This is a genomic window from Nocardiopsis mwathae (genome assembly GCF_014201195.1).
Classification (GTDB): Bacteria; Actinomycetota; Actinomycetes; order Streptosporangiales; family Streptosporangiaceae; genus Nocardiopsis_C; species Nocardiopsis_C mwathae.
In genome coordinates, this window is record NZ_JACHDS010000001.1 from 4,679,737 (window position 1) to 4,704,711 (window position 24,975).

29 protein-coding genes are annotated in these 24,975 nt (G+C 70.5%); 16 read left to right on the plus strand and 13 right to left on the minus strand.

Annotated elements, in window-relative coordinates; genetic code table 11:
- The first annotated feature begins 85 nt into the window (after nucleotides 1–85).
- The 6 genes from HNR23_RS20485 (at nucleotide 86) to HNR23_RS20510 (ending at nucleotide 6,230) form a co-directional block, all read left to right on the plus strand.
- A complete protein-coding gene (locus tag HNR23_RS20485) occupies nucleotides 86–988 on the plus strand; it encodes an ABC transporter ATP-binding protein (protein WP_184077833.1) in 903 nt (300 codons plus the stop codon).
- Nucleotides 985–1,830, plus strand: coding sequence for an ABC transporter permease (locus HNR23_RS20490; RefSeq protein ID WP_184077835.1), 846 nt, complete (start codon nucleotides 985–987; stop codon nucleotides 1,828–1,830). Before HNR23_RS20485 ends, HNR23_RS20490 begins: the two co-directional genes overlap by 4 nt.
- Before the next feature lie 58 nt (nucleotides 1,831–1,888).
- On the plus strand, nucleotides 1,889–3,136 hold the full coding sequence (locus tag HNR23_RS20495; protein ID WP_184077837.1) for a sensor histidine kinase: 1,248 nt from the start codon (nucleotides 1,889–1,891) through the stop codon (nucleotides 3,134–3,136).
- On the plus strand, nucleotides 3,133–3,765 hold the full coding sequence (locus HNR23_RS20500; protein ID WP_184077839.1) for a response regulator: 633 nt from the start codon (nucleotides 3,133–3,135) through the stop codon (nucleotides 3,763–3,765). Before HNR23_RS20495 ends, HNR23_RS20500 begins: the two co-directional genes overlap by 4 nt.
- 432 nt (nucleotides 3,766–4,197) lie before the next feature.
- A complete protein-coding gene (locus HNR23_RS20505; protein WP_184077841.1) occupies nucleotides 4,198–5,307 on the plus strand; it encodes a hypothetical protein in 1,110 nt (369 codons plus the stop codon).
- Between the two features lie 242 nt (nucleotides 5,308–5,549).
- A complete protein-coding gene (locus HNR23_RS20510; protein WP_184077843.1) occupies nucleotides 5,550–6,230 on the plus strand; it encodes a hypothetical protein in 681 nt (226 codons plus the stop codon).
- Nucleotides 6,231–6,327: 97 nt separating this feature from the next.
- Here HNR23_RS20510 and HNR23_RS20515 read toward each other — a convergent pair whose 3' ends face one another.
- On the minus strand, nucleotides 6,328–7,086 hold the full coding sequence (locus HNR23_RS20515) for a Mut7-C RNAse domain-containing protein (RefSeq protein ID WP_184077845.1): 759 nt from the start codon (nucleotides 7,084–7,086) through the stop codon (nucleotides 6,328–6,330).
- 183 nt (nucleotides 7,087–7,269) lie between these two features.
- On the opposite strand from HNR23_RS20515, the gene HNR23_RS20520 reads away from it, so the two are divergent.
- Nucleotides 7,270–8,082: a CPBP family glutamic-type intramembrane protease gene (locus HNR23_RS20520; protein WP_184077847.1), complete on the plus strand. Its 813-nt coding sequence runs from the start codon at nucleotides 7,270–7,272 to the stop codon at nucleotides 8,080–8,082.
- Here HNR23_RS20520 and HNR23_RS20525 read toward each other — a convergent pair.
- Nucleotides 8,071–8,583 (minus strand): hypothetical protein, encoded by a 513-nt coding sequence (locus tag HNR23_RS20525; RefSeq protein WP_184077849.1) that lies wholly within the window; start codon nucleotides 8,581–8,583, stop codon nucleotides 8,071–8,073. The two genes, HNR23_RS20520 and HNR23_RS20525, sit on opposite strands and share 12 nt — an antisense overlap.
- Before the next feature lie 451 nt (nucleotides 8,584–9,034).
- Here HNR23_RS20525 and HNR23_RS20530 point away from each other — a divergent pair, with 451 nt between their 5' ends.
- Complete coding sequence (locus tag HNR23_RS20530) at nucleotides 9,035–9,184, plus strand: hypothetical protein (RefSeq protein ID WP_246421816.1); 150 nt, start codon at nucleotides 9,035–9,037, stop codon at nucleotides 9,182–9,184.
- 104 nt (nucleotides 9,185–9,288) lie between these two features.
- Here HNR23_RS20530 and HNR23_RS20535 read toward each other — a convergent pair whose 3' ends face one another.
- The 4 genes from HNR23_RS20535 to HNR23_RS20550 form a co-directional block, all read right to left on the minus strand.
- Nucleotides 9,289–10,758 (minus strand): dihydrolipoamide acetyltransferase family protein, encoded by a 1,470-nt coding sequence (locus tag HNR23_RS20535; protein ID WP_184077851.1) that lies wholly within the window; start codon nucleotides 10,756–10,758, stop codon nucleotides 9,289–9,291.
- 20 nt (nucleotides 10,759–10,778) lie between these two features.
- Entirely contained in the window at nucleotides 10,779–11,759 is a 981-nt protein-coding gene (locus tag HNR23_RS20540) for an alpha-ketoacid dehydrogenase subunit beta (RefSeq protein ID WP_184077853.1), read from the minus strand.
- A gap of 5 nt (nucleotides 11,760–11,764) precedes the next feature.
- Entirely contained in the window at nucleotides 11,765–12,880 is a 1,116-nt protein-coding gene (gene pdhA / locus HNR23_RS20545; RefSeq protein WP_184077855.1) for a pyruvate dehydrogenase (acetyl-transferring) E1 component subunit alpha, read from the minus strand.
- Nucleotides 12,881–13,296: 416 nt separating this feature from the next.
- Nucleotides 13,297–13,908 (minus strand): sigma-70 family RNA polymerase sigma factor, encoded by a 612-nt coding sequence (locus HNR23_RS20550; protein ID WP_184077857.1) that lies wholly within the window; start codon nucleotides 13,906–13,908, stop codon nucleotides 13,297–13,299.
- 272 nt (nucleotides 13,909–14,180) lie between these two features.
- On the opposite strand from HNR23_RS20550, the gene purS reads away from it, so the two are divergent.
- The 5 genes from purS to purL all read left to right on the plus strand — a co-directional run bounded on the left by purS (nucleotide 14,181) and on the right by purL (nucleotide 18,937).
- The gene (gene purS / locus HNR23_RS20555) at nucleotides 14,181–14,423 is read left to right on the plus strand and encodes a phosphoribosylformylglycinamidine synthase subunit PurS (RefSeq protein WP_184077859.1); all 243 of its coding nucleotides are present in this window, start codon (nucleotides 14,181–14,183) and stop codon (nucleotides 14,421–14,423) included.
- Nucleotides 14,424–14,641: 218 nt separating this feature from the next.
- A complete protein-coding gene (locus tag HNR23_RS20560) occupies nucleotides 14,642–15,118 on the plus strand; it encodes an ATP-binding protein (protein WP_184077861.1) in 477 nt (158 codons plus the stop codon).
- Nucleotides 15,119–15,335: 217 nt separating this feature from the next.
- Nucleotides 15,336–16,052, plus strand: a complete 717-nt coding sequence (gene purQ, locus HNR23_RS20565; RefSeq protein ID WP_184077863.1) for a phosphoribosylformylglycinamidine synthase subunit PurQ — start codon at nucleotides 15,336–15,338, stop codon at nucleotides 16,050–16,052.
- Between the two features lie 36 nt (nucleotides 16,053–16,088).
- Entirely contained in the window at nucleotides 16,089–16,574 is a 486-nt protein-coding gene (locus tag HNR23_RS20570) for a hypothetical protein (protein WP_184077865.1), read from the plus strand.
- A gap of 53 nt (nucleotides 16,575–16,627) precedes the next feature.
- Nucleotides 16,628–18,937, plus strand: coding sequence for a phosphoribosylformylglycinamidine synthase subunit PurL (gene purL, locus HNR23_RS20575; protein WP_184077866.1), 2,310 nt, complete (start codon nucleotides 16,628–16,630; stop codon nucleotides 18,935–18,937).
- Between the two features lie 73 nt (nucleotides 18,938–19,010).
- Here the strand turns inward: purL and HNR23_RS20580 are convergent, their stop codons facing one another.
- From HNR23_RS20580 to HNR23_RS20610, 7 genes are all read right to left on the minus strand, one after another.
- The gene (locus HNR23_RS20580; RefSeq protein WP_184077868.1) at nucleotides 19,011–19,331 is read right to left on the minus strand and encodes a helix-turn-helix domain-containing protein; all 321 of its coding nucleotides are present in this window, start codon (nucleotides 19,329–19,331) and stop codon (nucleotides 19,011–19,013) included.
- Nucleotides 19,328–19,723: a type II toxin-antitoxin system RelE/ParE family toxin gene (locus HNR23_RS20585; protein ID WP_343070772.1), complete on the minus strand. Its 396-nt coding sequence runs from the start codon at nucleotides 19,721–19,723 to the stop codon at nucleotides 19,328–19,330. Before HNR23_RS20585 ends, HNR23_RS20580 begins: the two co-directional genes overlap by 4 nt.
- A gap of 237 nt (nucleotides 19,724–19,960) precedes the next feature.
- Nucleotides 19,961–21,067, minus strand: a complete 1,107-nt coding sequence (locus HNR23_RS20590; RefSeq protein WP_221308185.1) for a YVTN family beta-propeller repeat protein — start codon at nucleotides 21,065–21,067, stop codon at nucleotides 19,961–19,963.
- Nucleotides 21,068–21,412: 345 nt separating this feature from the next.
- Nucleotides 21,413–21,943: a UTRA domain-containing protein gene (locus HNR23_RS20595; protein WP_343070639.1), complete on the minus strand. Its 531-nt coding sequence runs from the start codon at nucleotides 21,941–21,943 to the stop codon at nucleotides 21,413–21,415.
- Between the two features lie 374 nt (nucleotides 21,944–22,317).
- Nucleotides 22,318–22,557 (minus strand): DUF397 domain-containing protein, encoded by a 240-nt coding sequence (locus tag HNR23_RS20600; protein WP_343070640.1) that lies wholly within the window; start codon nucleotides 22,555–22,557, stop codon nucleotides 22,318–22,320.
- Nucleotides 22,547–22,804: a DUF397 domain-containing protein gene (locus tag HNR23_RS20605; protein WP_184077872.1), complete on the minus strand. Its 258-nt coding sequence runs from the start codon at nucleotides 22,802–22,804 to the stop codon at nucleotides 22,547–22,549. The genes HNR23_RS20600 and HNR23_RS20605 overlap by 11 nt, the downstream gene beginning before the upstream one ends.
- A 21-nt stretch (nucleotides 22,805–22,825) precedes the next feature.
- Nucleotides 22,826–23,683 (minus strand): helix-turn-helix domain-containing protein, encoded by an 858-nt coding sequence (locus HNR23_RS20610; protein ID WP_184077874.1) that lies wholly within the window; start codon nucleotides 23,681–23,683, stop codon nucleotides 22,826–22,828.
- A gap of 185 nt (nucleotides 23,684–23,868) precedes the next feature.
- On the opposite strand from HNR23_RS20610, the gene HNR23_RS20615 reads away from it, so the two are divergent.
- Genes HNR23_RS20615 through HNR23_RS20625 form a run of 3 tightly spaced genes read left to right on the plus strand, consistent with a single transcriptional unit; the run spans nucleotide 23,869 to nucleotide 24,796 of the window.
- Entirely contained in the window at nucleotides 23,869–24,357 is a 489-nt protein-coding gene (locus tag HNR23_RS20615; protein WP_184077876.1) for a hypothetical protein, read from the plus strand.
- Nucleotides 24,354–24,593: a hypothetical protein gene (locus HNR23_RS20620; RefSeq protein WP_184077878.1), complete on the plus strand. Its 240-nt coding sequence runs from the start codon at nucleotides 24,354–24,356 to the stop codon at nucleotides 24,591–24,593. Before HNR23_RS20615 ends, HNR23_RS20620 begins: the two co-directional genes overlap by 4 nt.
- Entirely contained in the window at nucleotides 24,593–24,796 is a 204-nt protein-coding gene (locus HNR23_RS20625; protein ID WP_184077880.1) for a hypothetical protein, read from the plus strand. The genes HNR23_RS20620 and HNR23_RS20625 overlap by 1 nt, the downstream gene beginning before the upstream one ends.
- Nucleotides 24,797–24,975 lie beyond the last annotated feature (179 nt).

A 24,975-nucleotide genomic window follows, 5' to 3' on the forward strand; every position in this document is an offset into this window, starting at 1 on the left:
GTGCACCGGTGTCGTCCGAACGGACGACACCGGTCGCCCCGTTCGGCGGAACCCCCGAACGCCGCCGCACGCGACCGTTGAAGGCATGACAGAACACGCAGTCACCGTCCGCGGGCTCCGGAAGTCGTACGCGGGCACGGTCGCGGTCGGCGGGCTCGACCTGGACATCGAGCGGGGCGAGGTCTTCGCGCTGCTCGGGCCCAACGGGGCGGGGAAGAGCACGGCCGTGGAGATCCTGGCGGGGTTCCGGACGCGCGACGCCGGAGAGGTCGGCGTCCTGGGCGAGGACCCGCAGCGCGCCGGGCGGGGCTGGCGCGCCCGGGTCGGGATCGTCTGGCAGAAGGACGTGGAGTCCACGCCCCTCAGCGCCCGGGCCACCCTCCGGCACTTCGCGCACTACTACCCCGACCCGCGCGACCCCGAGGAGGTCCTCGCCATGGTCGGGCTGCGGGAGAAGGCGGACACGCCCGTCCCCGTCCTGTCCGGCGGGCAGCGCCGCAGGCTGGACGTCGCGCTCGGCATCGTCGGCCGCCCCGAGCTCCTTTTCCTCGACGAGCCGACGACCGGGTTCGACCCCGCCGCGCGGCGAACGTTCTGGGGGCTGATCCGGTCCCTGGCCGACGACGGCACCACCATCCTGCTCACCACCCACTACCTGGACGAGGCCGAGGCGCTGGCGGACCGCGCCGCCGTCATCGCCGACGGCCGCATCGTGGCCGAGGGCGACACCGCGACCCTGGGCGGCCGGGCCACCGGCAGGTCGGCGGTCCGCTGGCGGGAGGACGGGCACCACCGGGAGGTGGAGACCGACGAGCCCACGCGCGTCGTCGGCGAGCTTGCCGACCGCTTCGGCGGCGAGGTGCCCGACCTGAACGTGCGGCGGCGGACGCTTGAGGACGTCTACCTGGAGCTGACCCGGGCCGGTTCCGCGGACGGCGCGCCGGCGGCGAGCACCGTGGCGGCGTCGCGCGAGGAGGTGTCCGCATGACCACGCCCACGATCACCGCTGCCGAAGGGCCGCGTCCGGGTCGGCGGGTTCCCGGTGCCTGGACCGTCGGCCTGCACCGGGGCGTGCTCGAAATCCGGTGGTTCTTCCGCGAGTGGGAGCAGGTGCTGTTCACCTTCCTGATGCCCGCGTTTCTGCTGGTCCTCTTCTCCCTGATCTTCGACGGGTTCGCCGACGCCGACGTCGACCGGGCGCAGTGGTACGTGGCGACCATCATGGCGATGGCCCTGATGTCGGTGAGCTTCCAGAGCCTGGGCATCGCGATCGCGATCGAACGCGACAACGGGGTGCTGCGGCGGCTGCGCGGCACACCGATGCCGAAGGCCGCCTACTTCCTGGGCAAGCTGTGGCTGGTCCTGGCCACGGCCCTGGTCCAGGTCGCGGTCCTGCTGGGCATGGGGGTGGCCTCCTACGGACTGGAGCTGCCCGCGTCGGCGGCAGAGTGGTGGACGCTGCTGTGGGTCGCGGTGCTGGGCCTGACCGCCTGCGGGCTCCTCGGCATCGCGGTCAGCAGTGTCCCGCGGTCGGGCCGCGCGGCGCAGGCCGTGGTGGTCTTCCCGTTCCTGGGGCTGCAGTTCGTGTCCGGGGTGTACCTGCCGCCGTCGATGCTGCCGGATTCGGTCAACATCCTCGCCGCGGTTTTCCCGCTGAAGTGGATGGCCGAGGGGCTGCGCGGCGTGTTCCTCCCCGAGGAGGCCGCCGCCCTGGAGTACGCGGGGGTCTGGGCCTACGACCAGATCGCGCTCGTCCTCCTCATATGGTGCGTGGCGGGGTTCGTGCTGTGCCTGACCACCTTCCGGTGGAAGGGAAAGAACGACGGCTGACGGCGGGTCGGCGTACGACATACGGCAGGGTGGACGAGCGGGAGGAGTGGGGCGAAGAATGTGGCCGCGCCGAGACAGTGCCGTTGACGGCCAGGCGGAGGCAGGGTCGTCCACACCCCCGGAACCCGGCCACCACCGGGAGTTCCGGGGCTGGGACGCGTGCTTCACACTCGTCTATGCGGGGGCCGCCGTCCTCGGCGTGGCCGTACCGTCCGCGGGCCCGGTCTGGATGGGTCCGGTCCTGGTGGGGCTGCTCGCCCTCTGCTACGCGGTGCTCATCCGGCCCGTGGTGCTGCGCGACGACCCGACACAGGCACTCTCGCCCCGCACGGCCGCGGCGATCGTCCTGGCGGCCGCGGTGTTCCTCCCCCTGACCGGGCAGTCGCTGGTGTACTACGTCCTGCTGCTGGCGGTCATCCCGCAGTGCTTCATGCTGCTGGCGCCCGGCTGGGCGGTCGGCTGCCTGCTGGTGTTCTTCGTCGGGCTGCCGTCGGTGGTGTGGTGGCCGATCCAGGGCGAGCCGCCACTGAGCATCCTCATCGCCGGGACCCTGATGGTCGCCTCGTCGCTGACCCTCGGGGTGTGGATCCACCAGGTGCTGGCGCGCAGCGAGGAGCGCGCCCAGCTGCTCCGGGAGCTGCACGAGAGCCAGCGCGAGATCGCCCGGCTTTCGGCGGAGCGCGGGGCCCTGGCCGAGCGGACGCGAATGGCGCGGGAAATCCACGACACCCTCGCACAGGGGTTCACCAGCATCATCACGCTGACCGAGGCCGTCCGCTGTGAACTGGACACCGACCCGGAACGGGCGCGGCGCCACGTCGACCTGGTCGCGCGGACGGCGCGGGAGAACCTCGCCGAGGCCCGCGCCCTGGTCGCAGGCCACGCACCACTGGCGGCGGGCAGCGGGTCCTTGAAGCAGGCGCTGGAGCGCATCACGGCGCGCCTCGCCGAGGAGCTCGACATCGACGTCACCTGCGCGGTGACGGGTGAGCCGACAGCGTTCGACGCACCCCTCCAGGTCGACCTGCTGCGCGCCGCGCAGGAGTCCCTCGCCAACATCCGCAGGCACGCCGAGGCGTCCCGAGCCGAGGTCGTCCTCCGCTACGGCACCGACCGCGTCGAACTCGTCGTGCGCGACAACGGGCGCGGGTTCCGCCCCGAGGACATCGGAGCCGGCCACGGCGTGCCCGGGATGCGGCGGCGTGCCGAGGAGGCGGGCGGAACGTGCACCATCGACAGCAGGCCCGGCCACGGGACCGAGTTCCGAATGGAGATCCCCCTGATGAGAACCGGAGCCGCGCCGTGACCCGGATCCTGATCGTCGACGACCACCCCGTCGTCCGGGAGGGGCTGCACGGGATGCTCGCCGCAGAGGACGGCTTCGAGACCGTCGGCGAGGCGGCGTCCGGCGGCGAGGCACTGGCGCTGGCCGCCGTCCACCGGCCGGACGTCGTCCTCATGGACCTGCGCATGCCCGGCGGTGACGGTGTCGAGGCGACGGCACGCCTCCTGGAGCGGCACCCGCGGTGCCGCGTGCTGATCCTGACGACCTACGACACCGACACCGACATCCTCCGCGCGGTGGAAGCCGGCGCCGCGGGATACCTGCTCAAGGACGCCCCGCGCACCGAACTGACCGCCGCCATCCGCTCGGCGGCCCGCGGCGAGACGGTCCTGCCCCCGCGCGTAGCCACCCGCCTCGTCAACGGCCTCCGCGAACAGCGCGAGGCCCCCAAACTGTCAGCCCGCGAGGTCGACGTCCTCCGCCTGGCAGCAGCGGGCCGCACCAACACCGAGATCGGCCGCGAACTCCACATCAGCGCGACCACCGTCAAGACCCACCTGGTCCGCACCTTCCAAAAACTCAACGTCTCCGACCGCACCGCCGCCGTCACCGAGGCCATGAGGCACGGTTTCCTCCCCCCGCCGAGATGACCTGCCCGCGGTGTGAACGCCTCACGGTCGTCGCCGCCACCCCGAAGAGGAGCGCGCAGGCGCCGATCGTCTGGAGGCCACCCTTCGAGTAGCCAGGTCCCGCGCCCCTTCTCTACCGACCCCGTGGGGCGTGCGGGACCCCGTCTGTGTTCTTCCCGGCGGTGAAGTCCTGGAATGACCTGATGTGGCCACTGAGGGCAGGCCGAGCGGTCAAAGTGCGGAGGGGCAGTTGGTGGCGGGGATGGGAGGGGGCTGCGCGTCGGGTGGGGTTCCCCGCGAGTTAGTGGGTTGTCACGGAGCACGGTCATACTGGTCTGGGGCGTTTGTTGGGTATCGGGCGCTGTCGGCAGGAAACGCCGCCGATGTGCCCGTCTCCCTCGTGGGGCGTCGAGGGTCGGAACCGTCCCGTTCTTCGTTCGGAAAGGCGGATGTATGCGTCGCGCGCGTGCGCTGGTCGGGATCGCGGCCGGGGTCGCTCTGCTGCTCACCAGTGCCTGTAGCGGTGCGTCCGGAACGACGGGCGGGGGCGGCGGGGGCGACTCCGAGGCCGAGGCCGAGGCGAAGCTCACCGGGCTGGCACTCCTCTTCCGCGGCTACGACGGAGGCGACCCGGAGGAGAGCCAGGCTCTCGTGTTCGTCGACCCCGACGACGGCACCGAGAAGACGGCCATCGCGCTGCCGGAGCGGGCGCTCGATCCGATGGTCCCCGGGATTCCCGCCTACGCGATGTTCTCCGAGGACTGGCAGTTCTTCGTCTACGCGACGCCCGACGCCACCGACCTGCAGCTGGCCCAGCTCAACGCCGATCGGACGGCCTATGAACCGGTGTCGGCGATCACCCCGCAGGCCTCCGAGGAGTGGGGCGAGCCGCGGATCCAGGGGGACCGCATCTGGTTCTCCGCGCGGACACAGGCGCAAGGTTCTCCGCCGAGCGTGCGCGTGATGTCGGTGCCGCTGGAGGACCCGACCTCCTCCCCCAAGCAGGCCGGTCAGCTGCCCGCCGGTGAGGACGGCAAGCCCGACCCCTGGACGCTGACGCCCGACGACGCGCTGCACATCCGCGAGCAGGTGCCGATCGCGCAGATGACCGGTCAGGACGGCAGCTCGCTGACCGTCCGCAAGAACGGCGAGCACCTGATGAACGCGACCCTGACGGTCGGCGGGAAGCAGTGGCAGAGCCTGGAGTCGGCCCCTGTGTGGGGCGAGGGCGGCATCATCGTCGGCCCCGCCGCCCGAGGCCAGGCCCAGGGCCGACCCCAGGGCCAGGACGGCGGCGCGTCGGGCGGCGACGGCGGGGCGCAGCTCATCACGCTCGATGACAGCGGCCAGGGCTACACCACCACCCAGCTTCTTGCCCCGGGCGATGGCGCCGTCGTGCAGTACGCGCCCGCGCCCGACCGCGACGCGGTGCTGCTGCAGACCGACTCGACCTGGTACCGGATCGACCTGGAGGACGGCAAGGCGAGCCAGGAGGCCGACTTCCCCGTCCCGCACGACGCCTCGCTGGACGGCTACCCGCTGGTGGCGGGATGGGCGACCTGACCGCGAACGGCCGTACGCGCCGGAGCGGCCGACACCCGCGTGGTCGCCGGAAGGGCCCTTCCCGGTAGGAGGCCGAACCGTTCGGAGCGGCCGACACCCGCACGGGCGTCCTGCGCCGTCGACCGACCCACCTGACTTCACGGGCCGCAGGCTCGGCCCGTGACCACCCCCCGCTACCCCCCGATCTTCCCCATCCCCTTATTCCGCATCGCTGTTCCGCGGTAGATCGGATTCCCCGAAGAATGCAGCAGTACCCGACCCCGCCCCGCCCCCTGCCCGCCTGGGCGCAGCCGCCCGCGGACCCGGCCGCCGCGGCCCAGGGCTACGGGGCGCAGTTCGGCCCTGTCGGCCCCGGGCGGGCGGCGCAGCAGGACCCCGCCGCCCTGCCGTCCCCGCAGCCGGTGCCGTGGCCGCCGATGGCCCCGCTTCCCGCCGTCGTGGCCCAGGAGGCCCAGCGGCGGCAGCTCGGCGACCCCGTCAGCGCCCACGCCGAGACGGCAAGCCCGTGGCGCGGCGGGGTGAACTTCCTGATCAGTCTGGTGGCGCTGGTCGCGGTCCCGGTCGTCATCGAGACGTCCGGCTACGAGACGCCCGACTTCGTACTGCGTATCCTCATGATCGCCCCGGCCGTGACGTTCCTGCTGTGGATGGCCGCGCTGAACCGGCGCCGCAAGACGGCCTACGTCTTCGAGAACGGCCTCACGGTCCGCAAGGGCGCCAAGTTCCAGTCCGTGCACTGGCAGGACGTCGTCGCGCTGAAGTACTCCTCGGGCAACAACCCCGCCGGCGACATCAAGATCTGGCTGCGCGACGGCGGCCGCGTCGACCTCCACGGCCACACCATCCCCGAGTCGGCCGCGATGTTCTCGTTGGTCCTTCGGGCCGCCGAGTACTTCGGCTGGCCGCAGAAGAAGCCGCGGTAGCAGCCCTCCGCGCGTCCGGTGACGGCGCCGGCCCCGCCGTCACCGGACGCAGCCCCGCGGCGGCCCGCTCAACGCCCCGCCGCTGCTTCCTCCCGCGCTACCGGGCGACGGCGCGGCGGGCTCGGTCGACGATGTGCAGGAGGCGCCGGTGGTGGGCGCCGGGCCAGTAGACCTGGCCGCAGGGGCCGCAGCGCGAGTAGGTGTCGTAGGTGGCGCGTGTGCCCGCCATCAGCTCGTCGGTCACCTCGGCCTTGGCGACCCCGACGAGGTCGCCGTTGCAGGCCGGGCAGCGCGTCCACGGGTCCAGCGGCGGGTCGAAGCGCGCCAGGACCTCGGTCAGCTGGTCGTCGGGGTCGTCGGCGCGGACATGGGCGCCCAGCCACAGGCGGCGGCGGAACAGCAGCGCGCGGTCGCGGGTGAGCAGCACCCGCCGCTCGGTGTTGGCCAGGTCGATCAGCCGGTCGTCGGCGAAGTCGTCGGGGTAGGCGGTGTCGACGCCGACCAGGCGGAGGCGGCGGGCCAGCGTCCCCAGGTGGACGTCGAGCACGAACCGGGTCGGCGACACCGGGAGCGGCTGCGGCAGCTGGGGCGGCGCGATATCGACGACGTCGCCCGGCCGCGCGCGGTACTCGGCGCCGACCTCCCGCTCCGTCGGCCCCGGGTTTCCCCCTCCGGGGCCGTCCGGCTCCGGGCCGCACACGCGCAGCGTGCCGACCTCCGTCAGCGGAACACCGAGGGACTGCACGACGTGCCCGATGCCGGCGGTGTCGTCGTGGTCGAGCCGGACCACCCCGCCACGGTGCCGCGGGGCGAGGAAGAAGCGCAGCTCCGGGGCGAAGCGGAGCGTCAGTGTCATCGCCGGTCCCCTCCCCTCGCATGGTCGGTCCGAGCCTTCGCCGCCCGTCGATCGTCACCGTCGTCTCTCCTTCAGTCTGGCACCGGAGGCGTCGCGGCTTCTTGCCGACCGTTGACCGAAGTGGGGGTGTTCCTTGGTCGACGGCCGGGTCCGGGCCCGCCGCAGCCGACCTAAGCTGGCGCGATGACCGACAGCTCTCCATCACCGGCCGCCGAACGGCCTGCGCAGGGCGGGTGGTCGGCCCGTGCCTGGTCCCTGGTCGTCGTGGGCTACCTGCTCGCCTTCGGGTTCTCCAGCGTGGTGGCCGTCGGCATCCTGGTCGGTTCCCCGGTCGAGATCGACCTGCCGCGCCCGGCCGCGCTCATCGTCGCCTCCTCGACGTTCGCGCTCGGTTTCGCCGTCGCGCCTCTCGCCCACCTGCTGGCCCACCGGTGGCTGCGCCTCTCCGGCACCGAACTGGGGTTGCGCGGCGAGACGCTGTGGCGGGCCGTCGGCGCGGCGGGCGCTGCCTACCTGGCCATGAAGCTCGGTTTCGAAACGCTGTTCCTGTTCCCCGAATGGCCGACGCCGCACGCCGCGGCGGAGCCGTGGCAGGTGCTCCTCACCGAGGTCCACGGCGGCGTGGTGGAAGAACTGCTGATCCTGGCGCTGCCCATGGCCGTCATGACCCGCCTGGGCTGGGGGTGGCCGGCGCAGCTGCTGGTCCTGGTCGTGCTGCGCACACCCTTCCACCTCTACTACGGGCCCCAGGCGCTCGCGCTCACCGCGGTGTGGATGGCCGGGTTCCTGCTCGTCTACCGCCAGGTGCCGCTGGTGTGGTCGTTCATGGCCGCCCACCTCGTCTACAACCTCGCCAACTCCCCGTTCATCCCGGTGCTGATCCGCGTCGGCGCGAGCTTCGCCCTCACCGTCATCGGCGTGGTCGCCGTCGTCCGCTGGATCTCCGCCCAACGCCGCCGACGCCGGACCGGGCCCCTGCCGGGGTCACGGGCCTGACTTCCTGATCGCACGCGCCAGGGAGGCAAGGTCCCCGGCAACGTAGCGGCCGAGGAGCAGGCCGAGCGCCACCAGGAGCGCGGCGACCAGAGCGAGGACGACGGGGAGGACGGGGAAGTCCCGACCGGTCTCCACCGCGAGGATCACGCAGTGCAGTGCCAGGAGGAACGGCGCCAGCACGGCCAGCACCACGTTGAGGTTGCTGGTCTTCGTCGCTTCGTCCTCGGCCGGAAGAGGAAGGACCCGTTCGACGGCCTTCGCGAAGGCCCTGTCGATCGGCCGGTGGGCGACTATCAGGACGGTGAGCAGAACCGTAACGGCGGGGAACGACGTGGCGATCACCCACCGGGGCACTTCGGTGGCCGCGCGGTGCTCCGTGGCCTCCCGGGTCGTGCTGAGCGCCGGCAGCGCGTCCCAGGCCAGCAAACTGACCCCGAGCATCGCGATCAGGCACACCATGCTGCAGATGACACCCGTGCGGAGCGAAGGGCTGGGCACCACCACTATCGGCCTCCTTACCGGTAGGACGTCGGTGGTAGGGACTCTAGGAGGCCGAGGAGCCGCCCGGCATCGCCCGGAGGTCGTCGAGGCGCCCCTCGCACCGTTCCCGAATGTCGCGTGCGTCCGGTGGTGGACCCGCCTACCGGATGGGCACGTCCACGATCTCGCTGGAAGCCCCCGTGGCATGGCCGGTTCCCTGCGGTCGGCGGGAGGGTTCCGGTACGGTTCCCGGTGGCCGGATCCGGCCAGGAGGGCACACGAAAAGCACGGCCGCCGCAGGGGCCGGGCGAGCCCCGGGGACGACCGCGCGAACGAGGGGATGGGAGCCGCCCCTGCCCGCGCTAGATCCACATCCACATGCTGTGGACAACAGGGGCGGCCCTCTGCCTACGACACGTACCGGCCGCGCCGCTGGTTCAATGTCGAAGACGAGGCGACGGGCGCCGCCGCCATGGTCCTCACCGGCGAGCTCGGCCGACCGCTGGACATCCACCAGGGGAAGGCCTCGCGGATCCTCACCGGACCCGCCGACGACGGCGACGGCGCGGACGCGATCGACCTCGGCGGGCGCGTGGAACCGGTGGGGCAGCGCCGCCTGTGATGCCCACCGGGGCCGGTACGGGCATCGGCATGGACGCGGACCGGCCCCGGGAAGGCTGCTCCCGGGGCCGGTCCGTGATTCCGACAGTGTGTGGGAGTGAGAGATCAGCCCCAGGCGAGGGCCACCGTCTCCGGGTCCTCCAGCACCGCGCCGACGTCGCGCAGCACCTTCGAGCCCAGCTCGCCGTCGACGAGGCGGTGGTCGAAGGACAACGACAGCGTCGTCACCTTGCGGACCTTGAGTTTGCCCTTGTGCACCCACGGCATGTCGCGGATCTGGCCGAACGCCAGGATCGCGGCCTCGCCCGGGTTGAGGATGGGCGTGCCGGCGTCGACGCCGAAGACGCCGACGTTGGTGATGGTGATGGTGCCGCCGGTCATGTCGGCCGGGGTGGTCCTGCCCTGCCGCGCCGTGTCGGTCAGGTTCTGCAGCTCCCGGGCGAGTTCGGGCAGCGGCTTGGCGTGGGCGTCCTTGACGTTGGGCACGACCAGGCCGCGCTCGGTCGCCGCGGCGATCCCCAGGTTCACGTAGTTCTTCACCACGATCTCCTGGGCCTGCTCGTCCCACGAGGCGTTGACCTCCGGGTGCCGCCGCACGGCGGTGAGCAGGGCGCGCGCCACCAGCAGCAGCGGGGAGACCTTGACGTCGGCGAACTCGCGGCGCTCCCGCAGCTTGCGCACGGCCTTCATCGTCTTGGTGACGTCGACCTGAAGGAACTCGGTGACGTGCGGGGCGGTGAACGCGCTGTTCACCATCGCCGCGGCGGTGCGCTTGCGCACGCCCTTGATCGGGATGCGCTGCTCGCGCTCGCCGGCGGCCACGCCCGCGGCCGGGGCCGCGACCGCCGCAGGGGCCTCCGCCGCTGCCGGAACCGCTTCCGGCGCCGGGGCCGGAACGGCCGGAACCGCGGCCTCGCTGTGGCGGCGCACGTCCTCCCTGGTCACAGTGCCGCCGGGACCGGTGGGCGTGATCGTGCGCAGGTCCACCCCCAGGTCCTTGGCGAGCTTGCGCACCGGCGGCTTGGCCAGGACGCGCGTGGGGCCGCCGTTGAGCGGCGCCGACGACGCGGGCTGTGCGGCGGCCGCGGGCTGCGGAGGCTGCGGCGCGACCGGTGGCTGAACCTGCGGCGCCGCGGGCGCCGCCGTTCCGGCCGAAGCCGCCGGAGCCGCCGGAGCCGCCGAGGCGCCCGCGGGCTGCGGACTTCTGCGTCGGCGACGCTGCGTGGCCCCGGCCTTCTCGCCGTAGCCGACCAGCGGCTTCTCGCGCTCCTCTTCCTCCTCGGCCGCGCCCTCACCCGCCGGGGCCCGGTCCGGTGCGGCGCCGCCGCCCGTGTCGACCCGGATGATCACGGTGCCGACGTCGACCGTCGCCCCCGCCTCCACCAGCAGCTCGGTGACGGTGCCCGCGTACGGGCTGGGCAGTTCCACGGCGGCCTTGGCGGTCTCGATCTCGCAGATCATCTGGTTGACCGTGACCTCGTCGCCGGGCTGCACGTACCACTGCAGGATCTCGGCGTCGACCAGCCCTTCGCCCACGTCGGGCAGGCGGAACTCCTGAATTCCTTGCTGACCCATTGTTCCCCTGGCTTTCCCTCTTAGTACGCGAACGCTCGGTCGACACCGTCAAGGACCCGGTCGAGGTCGGGCAGGTAGTGCTCCTCCAACCGCGACTGGGGGTAGGGGGTGTCGAACGCCGCGACGCGGATGACCGGGGATTCCAGGTGGTAGAAGCACTCCTCGGTGACGCGGGCCGCGAGCTCGGAGCCCAGCCCGCCGGTGAGGGGCGCCTCGTGGGTGACGATGAGGCGTCCGGTGCGCTTCACCGACTCGACGACGGTGTCGTAGTCGACGGGCGCGAGGGAGCGGAGGTCGACCACCTCGATCGAGCGCTCCGTTTCGGCCGCGGCGGCCTGCAGGGCCGTCTTGACCATGGGGCCGTAGGCGACGAGGGTGGCGTCGGTGCCGGGGCGGGCGATGCGGGCGCCGCCCATGGGGGCGGCCGCGTGCAGCGGCGCCTCGGTGTCCACTTCGGCCTTCTCGTAGTAGCGCCGCTTGGGCTCGAAGAAGATCACCGGGTCATCGGAGGCGATGGCCTGCTGGATCATCCAGTAGGCGTCCACGGCGTTGGCCACGGTGACCGCGCGCAGCCCGGCGGTGTGCGTGAAGTACGCCTCGGGGGACTCGCTGTGGTGCTCGACCGCGCCGATGCCGCCGCCGTAGGGGATGCGGATCACGACGGGCAGCTTCAGCTTGCCGGCCGAGCGCCGCCGCATCTTGGCGAGCTGGCTGAAGGTCTGGTTGGCGGCGGGGAAGAAGAAGCCGTCGAACTGGATCTCGCACACCGGCCGGTAGCCGCGCAGGGCCAGGCCGATGGCGGTGCCGATGATCCCGGACTCGGCCAGCGGAGTGTCGATGACCCGGTCGGCGCCGAAGTCCTTGTGCAGGCCGTCGGTGACCCGGAACACGCCGCCGAGCTTGCCGACATCCTCGCCCATGATGAGGACCTTGGGGTCGGCCTCCATGGCGCGCCGCAGTCCCGCGTTGATGCCCTTGCCGATCGTCAGGTTGGTACTCATCTTCTTCACCGGCCCCCTTCCGCGCCGCTGTCCTCGAACGAGGCGAGGTAGTCGGCGAATTCCGCGCGCTGGCGGTCGATGTGGACGTTCGGCTCCGCGTAGACCTCGGCGAAGATGTCCAGCGGGTCGGGGTCGGACATGGTCCGGCACTCGTGGCGGACCCGCTCGGCGAGCCGGTCGGATTCGGTTTCGACCTGGGCGAAGAACGCGTCGTCGGCGAGCCCCTCGTTCTCCAGGTAGGCGCGCATCCGCAGGATCGGGTCCTTGCGCTCCCACTCCTCCAGCTCCGCGGCGACGCGGTAGCGGCTGGGGTCGTCGTTGGTGGTGTGCGCGCCCATGCGGTAGGTGAACGCCTCGATGAGGGTGGGCCCCTGGCCCTCGCGCGCGTTGTTCAGCGCGGAGCGGGTGACGGCGAGGCAGGCCAGGACGTCGTTGCCGTCGACGCGCACGCCGGGGAAGCCAAACCCGGAGGCGCGCTTGTACAGCGGGACGCGGGACTGGCGCTCCAGCGGCTCGGAGATGGCCCACTGGTTGTTCTGGCAGAAGAAGACGACGGGGGCGTTGTTGACCGCGGCGAAGTTGAACGCCTCGTTGGTGTCGCCCTGGCTGGTGGCGCCGTCGCCGAAGTAGGAGATGACGGCGGACCCGTTCTCGCCGACGGAGCCGTCGCGCTGCACGCCCATCGCATAGCCGGTGGCGTGCAGGGCCTGGCTGCCGATGACGATGGTGTAGAGGTGGAACCCGTGCTCATTGGGGTCCCAGCCGCCGTTGGTCACGCCGCGGAACATGCCGAGCAGTTCGCGGGGCTGGATGCCGCGGCACCAGGCCACGCCGTGTTCGCGGTAGGAGGGGAAGGCCATGTCGTCCGGGCGCAGCGCGCGGCCGGAGCCGATCTGCGCCGCCTCCTGGCCGAGGAGCGAGGCCCACAGGCCGAGTTCGCCCTGGCGTTGCAGCGCCACCGCTTCCTGGTCGACCCGGCGGACCAGGACGAGGTCGCGGTAGAGCCCGCGCACTTCCTCAGGGTCGATGTCGAGCGGGTAGTCGGGGTGCTCCGTGAACACCCCCTCCGGGGTCAGGAGCTGGACCAGCTCCGGTTCCTCATGCGCGGTGTTGTCCGACACCTGTCGCTCCTCGGGGGTCTCGGGGCCGATCTCGCGGGGTACCGCTGGTCGGCCGGATCTCAGCCCGCTTACCCGGGGTAACGGGTATGGGCAGGCAGCCCTACCGACATCGTGACAGAACTCACCACGGTTGGCGCAAGGCCTCGTTGGCACCTTTTCGGTTGCAACCCATGATGTCCGAGAACCCGAAAAGCGCAACTACCAGGACTTCCTACCTTTCGCAAGGCCATCCGAAGAAAAATTCGGACATCCGACGAACCCCATCACGCCGGTCCGGCACGCCGCTCAAGTGAGTCGCCGCACCCGCGAAACGATCACCGAACGCACAGAGGGACGTCACTATACGTGACGTCCCTCTGTGCGTTATGGGTTCGGCGGGAAGCACCGGTCGGGAAGTTCCGGCCGGGAGGCGCGGCTCAGGCGGCCGCGCGCACGCCCCGCTCTCGGGCGTAGTCGGTGAGCATCTCGCGGAGCTGGCGACGGGCGCGGTGCAGCCGCGACATCACGGTGCCCAGCGGCGTCCCCATCCGGGCCGCGACCTCCTTGTAGGAGTAGCCCTCGATGTCGATGAGGTAGACGACCATCCGGAACTCCTCGGGGAGCTCCGCCAGCGCCACGCGGATGTCGGAGTCGGGGAGGTGGTCGAGCACCTCCATCTCCGCGGAGCGGGAGCCGGTCGACGCGTGGGCGTCGGCGGCGGCGAGCTGCCAGTCCTTGATCTCGTCGGTGGAGTCCTGCCGCGGCTCGCGCTGCTTCTTGCGGTAGCCGTTGATGAAGGTGTTGGTCAGGATCCGGTAGAGCCAGGCCCGGAGGTTCGTCCCTGCCTTGAACTGGTGGAAGTTGGCGAACGCCTTGGTGAAGGTCTCCTGGACCAGGTCCTCGGCGTCGGCGGCGTTGCGCGTCATGCGCAGCGCGGTCGGGTACAGCTGGTCGGCGTACGGGGTCACGGCCGCGACGAAGTCCAGTTCCTCGTGGGTGTCCGGGGCTTCTGCGGTAGCGGCGCCGCGTTCGAGTTCGATGGTCGCCAAATCTCCCCCTTAGAGACGACCGGATGATCGCTGCCACCCTGGTAGACGCACGGAACGGCTAAAGTCGATGCTCCATACCGGGGTGATGAGTGTCACGAATCGGACGAAACGGTACCGCCGACAGGTAAGCGTGCGGTAAGAGGAAAGGGCCGCGGAGCCCCGCCAGCCCGGAGTGTGCGCAGGTGCCGTACGCTGATCCCGGCCCCCTCCGACCGCATCCGGAGAGGCGCCCACCCGAGCCTGTGAAGTGCGGCACAACCGTGGAGGACCCCGTGGCCCGCGTCATCGTCGACGTCATGCTCAAGCCGGAGATCCTGGACCCTCAGGGCCAGGCCATCGTGGGGGCGTGCGGCCGCCTCGGCTTCGACGGCGTCACCCAGGTGCGCCAGGGCAAGCGCTTCGAGGTGGAGGTGGACGGCGAGGTCGACGACGCCAAGCTCGCCGACATCCGCCGCCTCGCCGAGACCCTGCTCGCCAACCCCGTCATCGAGGACTTCGAGCTCCGCGTCGCCTGACGCCGCCACTTACCTCCGTTGATCTCGGGCGTATCGACCGAGTTTCCTCCGATATTCGGTCGATACGCCCGAGATCAACGGAGGAGGGACCCCAACGGGTCGGGGTTCGCCCCTACAGCTCGCACATCCACCCCCTAACGGCCCGAGCGTCCCGTTTCGCCCCGTGTCCCCCGGGAAGCTTCCTCAGTAAGGGACAGGTCGGCCGTGAGGGTTGATACATGGACGAGCAATTCTCGATCACCCTCCCCCGCCACGCATACACCGTCACCGTGATGCGGGACGTCCTCCGCACCGCGTTCCGCGTCCACGGCATCTGCGGTGACTGCGCGTTCCCCATCCTCATCGCCGCCACCGAGGCGTGCGCCAACGCCGTCGACCACGGAGCCCCCGCACCCGACTACGAAGTCCGGCTGCGACTCCGCCCGTCGCTGTGCCTCCTGGAGGTCAGCCACACAGGACCGGAATTCCGGGCGGGCCGGGTGCCTCTTCCAGAACTCGAATGGGAGTCGGGAAGGGGCATTCTGCTGATGAGGGCCCTGATGGACAGCGTCGCCTTCCACGCCAGCCGCTCCGGCGGCGTCACCGTCTGGATGTGCAAGCAGCTCCACCCCGCCGAGCCGTCGCGCCGCGGCGCCCGCCGATCGGCCGCGACCATCCCCGCCTCCCGGCGCCCGCCCGAGCGCCTGCACTCCTGAACCCGCAGGCCTCCCGGCCGCCGGCGCGCGCGGACCGCCGACACGTGTGGCCGCCACCTTCCGCGCCACCCGCGACACCACCCGCGACACCACCCGCGACCCGCCACCCCGAGAGCAGAGGTCAGCAGGTAACCTCGGGACCGGATGCGCCGGTCGTGTCGACCTCGGTTCACCAATCGCCCGATCTCCACATCGACGATCCCTTCGGAGAGTGCCCATGACAGCCCGTGTGGGCGTCGTCACCTTCCCCGGTTCCCTGGACGACACCGACGCGATGCGCGCGATCCGCATCGCCGGCGCCGAGCCCGTCGCCCTCTGGCACGACGACCACGACCTCAAGGGCGTGGACGCGGTGGTGCTGCCCGGCGGATTCTCCTACGGCGACTACCTGCGCTGCGGCGCCATCGCCCGATTCGCCCCGATCATGACCGAGCTGATCCCTGCCGCGAGGTCGGGCGCCCTGCCGGTCCTGGGCATCTGCAACGGCTTCCAGATCCTGTGCGAAAGCCACCTGCTGCCGGGCGCGCTCACCCGCAACTCCTCGCTCCGCTTCATCACCCGCGACCAGTACCTGCGCGTCGAGTCGACCGCCACCGCCTGGACCAACCGCTATACCCCGGGTGAGGAGATCCTCGTCGTCCTGAAGAGCGGGGAGGGCGCCTACGTCGCCGACGACGCCACCCTCGACGAGCTGGAGCGCACCGGCCGGGTCGTCGTCCGCTACGCCGGCGCCGCGCCCAACGGCTCGCGCCGCGACATCGCGGGCATCACCAACGAGCACGGCAACGTCGTCGGCCTGATGCCGCACCCGGAGCACGCGGTCGAGGCGCTGACCGGCCCGTCCGTCGACGGCCTGGGCTTCTTCACCTCGGTTCTCGCCCACCTCGCCGACGGCTCACCGGTGGCCGGCGCGACGGCGACCGCCGGAGGCTGACCCGAGTACCGCAGCGACCTGGGGGAACGTTTCTCAATGATGGCACTGCTTCGCTCTCGGAGGATGATGATCCTCCTGGTCGCCGTTGTCACCGTCGCCCTCGTGGCCACCGGTGCGGTGGGGCTGTTCAACGCCTTCTTCGCCCAGCAGGCCGGCGACCAGCGGGAGGCCGGCGCACCGATCCCCGCCCCCGAGATGGCGGCGCTGGGCGACGCCCCCGACGACGCCGAGTACACCGACCTCGGCCAGCAGTGCGAGCAGCGCGAGTGCTACCGGGTCGTCGCCGTCACCCACGATGAGGCGCGCGACGGCGAGGAGGCGGTCGAGGCCGTCTACCAGCACCTCATCGACGAAGGCTGGGGCCGGATCCTCCCCGAGGGTGCCGAGGGCCCCGACGACGCCCCGCTGAGCGACACCTACCTGACCAACGGGTCCGTCCTGGTCCAGGGCAGCACCTCTCCCTACACCCCGGGGAGCACCGCCGGCCTGGTGATCGCGCACATGCAGGATCCGCTCTCTTGACCGACGCCCACGAACCCGCCGGTCGAACACCGCACATCCCGAACGGAAACCCGATGCCCGAAGCAGCCAAGCACACCCTGCTGGACACCGTCGCCACGGCCGAGAGCACGCCGGAGAACCCGCAGCCGTACGCCGAGCTCGGCATGGCCGACGACGAGTACCAGCGCGTCCGCGACATCCTGGGCCGCCGTCCCACCGCCGCCGAGCTGGCGATCTACTCGGTCATGTGGAGCGAGCACTGCTCCTACAAGAGTTCCAAGGTGCACCTGCGGCAGTTCGGGGAGAAGGCCCCGCAGAGCGACGCACTGCTGGTCGGCATGGGTGAGAACGCGGGCGTGGTGGACGTCGGCGACGGCTACGCGGTGACGTTCAAGATCGAGTCGCACAACCACCCCTCCTACGTCGAGCCGCACCAGGGCGCGGCCACCGGCGTCGGCGGGATCGTCCGCGACATCCTCACCATGGGCGCGCGGCCGATCGCGGTGATGGACGCGCTGCGCTTCGGCCCGGCCGACGCCCCCGACACCCGCCGGGTGCTGCCCGGGGTGGTCTCCGGCATCTCCTTCTACGGCAACTGCCTGGGGCTGCCCAACATCGGCGGGGAGATCGGGTTCGGTGCACAGTACGCGGCCAACCCGCTGGTGAACGCGCTGTGCGTGGGCGTGATGAAGCACGAGGACATCAAGCTGGCCCAAGCGCCGGGCCCGGGGAACAAGGTCGTGCTGTTCGGGGCGACGACCGGCCCGGACGGCATCGGCGGCGCGTCGGTGCTGGCGAGCGCGACCTTCGACGAGGAGAGCCACGCCAAGCGGCCGAGCGTGCAGGTGGGTGACCCGTTCCTGGAGAAGCTGCTGATCGAGTGCAGCCTGGAGCTGTTCGCCCAGGACCTGGTGGTCGGCATCCAGGACCTGGGGGCGGCCGGCGTCTCGTGCGCCACCACCGAGCTGGCGGCGGGCGGCACCGGCGGCATGCGGATCCAGCTGGACCGGGTCCCGCTGCGCGACCCGCGGCTCACGCCCGAAGAGATCCTGATGAGCGAGTCGCAGGAGCGCATGATGGCCATCGTCGAGCCGGGGAAGCTCGACGCGTTCATGGCGGTGTGCGCGAAGTGGAACATCCTCGCCACCGAGATCGGCGAGGTCACCGACGTCACGCCGGACGAGGCCGCGCGCGGCGGGCGGCTGGTGATGACCTGGAACGGCGAGACCGTGGTGGACATGCCGCCGCGCACCGCCTCCGACGAGGGGCCGGTCTACCAGCGGCCGTTCGCCCGCCCGGGCAGCCAGGACGACCTGCAGGCCGACACCCCGGCGCGGCTGGAAAAGCCCAAGACCGACGAGGAGCTGCGCGACCAGGCGCTGCGCGTGCTCGCGGCCCCGGGGGTGTGCGACCCGAACTGGGTGACCCAGCAGTACGACCGCTACGTGCTCGGCAACACGGTGCTGGCCACACCGCACGACGGCGGCATGGTGCGGGTGACCGAGGACGGCGAGCGCGGGATCGCGCTGGCGACGGACGGCAACGGCCGGTTCACCCGCCTCGACCCTTACACGGGAACGCAGGCGGCCTACGCCGAGGCGTACCGCAACGTGTCGGCCACCGGTGCCCGCCCGCTGGCGGTGACCAACTGCCTGAACTTCGGCTCGCCGGAAGACCCGGGGGTGATGTGGCAGTTCGCCGAGTCCACCAAGGGGCTGGCGGACGCCTGCAAGCAGCTCGGCACCCCGGTGACCGGCGGCAACGTGAGCTTCTACAACCAGACGGGGGACGCGGCGATCAACCCGACGCCGGTCATCGGCGTGCTCGGCGTGATCGACGACGTCAACGACCGGCTGACCTCGGCGTTCGGTCCGGACACGGACGGCGCCAAGATCCTGCTGCTCGGCGAGACCGCCGAGGAGCTGGGCGGGTCGGTGTGGGCCGACGTCGTCCACGGCCACCTGGGCGGGCTGCCGCCCAAGGTCGACCTGGCGGCGGAGGCCGCACTGGGCGAGGTCCTGGCGAGCGGCGCCGAGTACGGCGTCATCGCGGCCGCCCACGACCTGTCCGACGGCGGCCTGGTGGTGGCACTCGCGGAGTCGGCCCTGCGCGGCGGCACCGGCTGCCGCGTCACCCTGACCGACGACCCGTTCGTCGCACTGTTCAGCGAGTCCACGGCCCGCGCGATCGTGGTCGTCCGCCCGGACGCCGAGGCCGCGTTCACCGAACTGTGCGACCGCCACGGCGTCCCGGCGAAGGAACTCGGCACGGTCGGCGGCACGTCCCTGTCCGTCACCCACCCGGGCGGCGGCTTCGACATCGCCCTGGCCGACCTCCGCACGGCCTACGAGAGCACCCTCCCGGAGATCTTCGACGGCGAATAGGCGTCGGTCGGTCACGGCAATGGCGGGGCGGGACCACTGGTCCCGCCCCGCCGCGCTTTCGCGGGGACGGACGTCAGCCGACCTTCAGCTGCTCATCCCCGAAGTCCGCAACAAGCTTGAGAGTCCCACCCAGAGCGGTGACGTACCGGTCAAGGGACTCCCTGGTCGACACGTCCCCCTGCTCGATCTGCGAGACCCGGGCCACCGAGACGCCCATCCGCTGGGCGACCTGCGCCTGCGTCAGGTGCCGACGCCTGCGCATCTCGGCCAACCGCCACCCCTGCGCCTCTTCCTGCAGTCGGCGAACACCGCTCTCGAACTCGTCGACACCCCCAGCGGTCTCGATCGCACGCTCAAGGTGACCGCTGGACCGCCAACGCTGATACCCGCTCACGGCTCCACTTCCTTCCGGCGCTCCGCCACGTAGGTCTCATACAGCCACTCCGCCCGGGGCACTGCATCCCGATACCACCGCCGCCAGTTCCCTGCTTTGTCCCCCGCTACGAGCAGTATCGCCGAACGCCAAGGGTCGAAGACGAACAGTATGCGGATCTCGCTACGCGCCGTCGATCCGGGTCGCAGCTCCTTCATGTTGGGGATGTTCGAAGCTGTAATGGTGTCGACCAACGGTCGACCTTCTGCCGGCCCGTTGCGCTCCAGCACCAGGATCGCCTGGTTGACGAGTCTGTGGGACTCAGGATCTGCGGCATAGAGACCGTCAAGGAATTCCCCCCACCTCGTCAGTGAGGAAGATGTCCCACTCAGCCAATCCGCCCCTCCTGTCATCACCCACTGCTACTTAAGAATATCCTAAACCCTCGACTGTGGCTGCGCAGGGACTTCGGGATCCTCGGGCTCCCCGGTCTGAAGCGCTGGGAGAAGGCGGCCGCCCATGACCTGCCGGACGGCGGCCTGGCCGCAGCCTTGGCAGAGTCGGGTTGAGTCTCACGCCACGATGGGGCCAGGAGTCGAACTCCGGGCCCCATCGTCGTATTCGTCGGCATGCCTTCCCCGCGGGCGGTGTCAGTGGTCGGGGGCCGTGTGGTCCTCACCTTCGGGGACAGGCAGCCCGACCGAGCTTCCCGGCTCGACAGTGGGGGTGACGGGCGTGTAACTGATCCCGTTGGGCCGCTCGCCGACGGTTATACGCGCCACGACCTCCTTGTCGACCAGGTCGAGCACCGCGACCTCGTCGGCGTAGGTGTTGGTGATGTAGGCGTGGCGGCTCGACGGCTCGATGACGATGCCGTGCGCGCCCTGCCCCGTCTCAACGGTACTGACGACCTCGAAGCTCTCGGCGTCGATGATGGAGACGGTCGTGCCCGGATCCTCCTCGCTGCCCTCGTTGGCGACGAGGAGGTGGCTGCCGTCAGGGGTGGCGTAGACCTGGATGGGACCGGAGCCGACCGTCACCTTGTCGACCAGCCGCTGCTCGGCGACGTCGATCCTGGCGAGGGCGTCCTCGTCCCGCAGCGTGGCGTAGGCGAACCGGCCGTCGCTAGAGAAAGCGGTCTGGACGGGGGTCTCACCGACCTCGATGTCGGCGACACGCTCATCGGTGGCCGTGTCGATGACGCTGACCGTGCCGTCCTCGACGTTGGCCACGTACACCGACGTTCCGTCGGGGCTGGGACGGAGGCCGTGTGGATATGCACCGACCGGGATCGTCGCCACGTTGTCGCCTGTCTCGGCGTCGAGCACGGAGACGGTGCCGTCGTCGCCGTCGGTGGTGTAGACCTTTCGGCCATCAGGAGTGACGATCACGTGGGCCGGGTGGGCGCCCGTCGGGGCCGCCGCTCGGAGGTCGAGGGTCGCGGCGTCGACCGCGATGGCCTGCGAGTCGCTACCGCTCACCGCCCACACGCTTGCACCGTCGGGAGAGACCTGGACGTTGTGGGGACTTCTGATACCGGTCAGCGTCGCGACGACCTCGTGAGTGGCGGCGTCGATCGCGGTGAGGCTGTCACTCGCCTCGTCGGCGACCCAGATGGCCCCCTCCACCATCCCCTCGTGACTCACCGGTGTGGCGTCCGGCTCCTGCTCTCCGGGGGTGAGGACCCCGATGGCGACCGCGGCCGCCGCAACCGTGGCCAGCGCGCCGGCGCCGACGATGAGTGCTCGCTTTCCCATAGTGATCTAACCCCGCCCCTCAGATGACATGCTGCGACGATAGGGCGGGGGGCGCTGCCGGAACCATCACTGCAAGTCCTTGATGTACAGGACCTTAGGTTCGATGGCATCCGCCGTACCGCTCGATAGGTTGGGACGCTGGACCGGCCGCCCCAGGCGTCGGCCCTCAGCGGGATGGTCCCGGAGTGCCGACAACCTGCGCACGGCTTCCGCGAACACCCTCCCGGAGATCTTCGACGAGAACCGGGCATCCATCGCCGGATAGCACCGCCTTGGGAAACGTCGTCAGGATGTCGCGAAGGTCCCCGGTGTCTCAACAGCCGGGGACCTGCCGCATGAGTAGGGTCAGAACTGGTCGGACCCGACGGCTTCTCCGATCGGGAAGGCGTGACTGCTTGCCGCGCAGATCGTCTCCAATGCGTGGATGGGCATGTCATCCGTGCTGATGCTCACCCGCAGGATCTCCACCACCCACTCACCGGCGACATCGAGCAGGTCGGCCTCATAGGGTGTCGCGGGCCGCGCGGTCAGGGTCTCGGTGGCGTGGCTGAAGGTGTGGCCCAGGTCCTCGATCGCGGCCTGCAGCGTGGGAAGTACGAACCCCTCACCGTCCAGTCGGGTGTTCTCTCCGACGTCCACACGGAAGTAGCTGGTGGCGATGCGCACCGGCACGTCGTTCGCCCAGAACATCTTGCGACGGGCGATCACCGCGTTCCCCGGTTCCACCCGAAGCGCGGTGGCCACATGCTCGTTCGCGGGCTCCTGGCCGACGAACAGCATCTTCCGTGCGGAGGTGAGTCCCTGGCGTTCGGCCTCGGTCATGTACAGGGACTTGGAACCGCGGACCGTCAGCGGGGTCGGCAGGGCCCGCTCCACCAGGACCCGAGGCCGAGGCTCGACCGGCCCTGTCGGCGCCTTGTGATCAGACAGTTCGCCGGCGCCCGCCTTCTTCATCTGGCTTACGCGGCCCTGGCTCGCTCCAAGGGGTCTGGAACGGCGGCTATGTCATGCAGTGTCCTGGCGTCCACGGCGGTCCTTCGTTAGTAGCTGCTCCGACCGAACTTAGCCCCCACCGCCCTCCCAGACATCTTCGACGGCGAATAGTCCAGTGACAGCCCCCTACAACTGGTCGCCCCGGGTTGACCGGCTCCAACTGCTGGTTGAGGTCACCGACCAAGGAACCTCGGGGGTGGATGGGCTGGATGAAGACGCGAAGGCCCCGGCACCTGCCAGGGCCTTCAGCATTGGGGTCAGAACGCGTACTTCCGTGCTCCCCGAAGGAACGCGGCCCATTCCGCGCTGTCGAACGCCAGATGGCCAGCCTCGGGACGCTCGGAGTCCCGCACGGCGCACCCGCCCTCGGGCAAGGCTGCGACCTCGACGCACTCTCTCGCGGTCGAGCTGTACGAACTCTTGCGGAACAGAGAATTCAGGCGAGGAAAGGAGGAATCCATCGGGTAACCAGTCGTCGTAGACGAGCTACAGGTCATGTCCTGTCACCACATTGAGGAAGGCGGACCACTCAGCTGCTCCGAACGCCAGGTGCCCGTGTCTCGGGTTCTGTGAGTCGCGCACGGCCACGCCTCTGGGCAGATCTGCCACTTCGACGCAGTTGTTGGAGTTCGGGGCGCTGTGGCTGGAAGCACGGAACGCCACCTCAACGCAGTTATCTCCTCCCGAAGTGGAGTAGCTGGACTTGCGGAACGAGGGGTCCAGGGGGGTGGGGAACTTGCGCATCGGGTCGTCCTAGGTCTTGGGCTACTGCTTCAGCAGGTCCTTGAGTAGAGCGATGGACTCGTCTGGTCGAAGTGCCTGCTCGCACGCTCGGGCGAAGAGCGCGCGGTACATCGACACCTCCGCCTTTTCTTCCAGATAGGCGCCGCGCGCCACCGACTCGGTGTAGACGATCGACAGATCGAGCTCATCGTGGAAATCAAGGATGACAAACGACGGGCCGAGCACCGCGTGCAGCCCCGAGCGCAGCGGCATGACCTGGATGGTGACGCGGTTGCCGTCGTCTTCCCCCATCGCGATGAGGTGCTCGACCTGGGGCCGGAAGACCTCAGGGAGGTTCACGAGACGCTGTAGTGCCGCTTCCTCGACGACGAACCTGGCGACCAGTGGACTGCTCCGCGTGAGAACCTTCTGCCGCCGCTGGCGCGCCTCACATTTGCGCTGCGCCTCCTCCGCCGTGAGTAGCGGAGAGTTACGCATGAGCTCCGTGATGTACTCGGGTGACTGAAGCAGCCCGGGTACGAGGCTTGGCTCGTAGCTGAACAGCTCGGATGCCTCATCTTCGAACGCGGGCAAGGCGCTGCCGAAGGCATCGTTGTATTTACTCCACCACCCCGGCTTCTTCGCGTCGCGCATGAGCTGCTCCAACGCCTCGCGCTTGGCGGGGTCGTTCACGCCGTAGGTGTCGAGCAGGGCTCTGAGGTCGGTGAGATTGCCGCGCGTCCAGCGGCCGGTCTCGATGTTGTGGACCTTCCCCTTGGACCAATCGAGCTGTTCAGCCACCTGGTCCATCGTCAGCTGCGCGGCTTCACGCGCGCTTCGTAGTTCCCGGGCCAGCTGCCGCTTCCCCACTGTCGGCATCACCGGCTGACGTGCGGCCATCACGCTCTCCCAACCTGCCTGTTCGCGTCGTGTCGATCGTAGACCGTGCGAACCAGGTATGAATACGACATAAATGACGTTTCTTTTTCTGACTTGAAAACTCTGACGTTCACAGTTCATTATGCAGTTACCCAAGTTCCAGGTCGTCTCCGGCAGGCGACCTAACCCCTTCGGAGGGGTTTCACATGCGAACCTTGATGTATCTGCTCGTCCCCCTAGCGGTACTCCTGCTGCGGCTCGCCGACCGCGAACCTGTCCCGACCGGGCGACACGCGGCCACCGGGAAGACCCCTGCCCCGAGCACCGATGCCGCCCAGCCATCGCCGCCGCGCCAACCCGGCCCACGTCGCGAAAGGCCGGTGCGGCGCATCCCGGACCGGGATGCCTTCTACCGGCTCGCCGAGTACTCCCGGCACGCCTCGCGCTGGAACTTCCGCTACGACCATGACGCCCTGGCCGCCTACACCGCGACGCACCGCGTCAACCCCGACGTCACGGTCGCCGCGTCCAGCGTCGCGGCCCTGGCCGACCTGCTCGGCGACATCGACGTCCCAAGCCACGTCCGCCGCTACCAGCTCGACCCCCGCGACCGACGCATGGCGGAACAGGAACGGGCCGAGCTCGACCTCCTCGTCAGCGCCTCCCCCGGCGCGGGAGCGGGGGCGGGCCGATGAGCACCACCTTCGACATCCACGACCTCGACCCCGACGAGATGAACATCGTCGACAGCGCCGACGGCCGCGAGGTCTTCATCGAGCTCGGCGACCGCACCCGCTTCGCCGTCCCCACCACCGGCCCGGGAGCGGTCCGGGGTGCCGCGGCGATGCAGCGGCTCAGCGACCTCGCGCACGAGGCCTTCCACCGCGCCACCTGGCGCGCCATCGCCGACGCCACGGGAGGTGACACGTGATGCTCCAGCGCGCCCCCGCCCACCTCGAACCGGTCTTCATCCAGGCACGGGAACGCGCCTCTGCTAGCGGCTACACGCTGACCTGGTACCGCACCCCCGACGGCTGGCGCTACATCCTCACGAACCCGACGACCGGGTTCAAGCGCACCTACCGCTACCTCGCCCAGGTCCAGCAGCGACTCCATCGGGCCGACGCCCGCTGAACCACCCCGGAAGGTCGCCCGGTCCCGCGGAGGGGTCGGGGCCGGGCGGCCCACTTGACCGATACCCGGCTTTCGAGGCCAGGACCGCCCCCACGCGCACGGGAAAACGCATTCCCCTCCCCGACCCCCGATGATCATGGGATCCAGTCCGGCGAAACGGACACGACCGGATGCCAGCC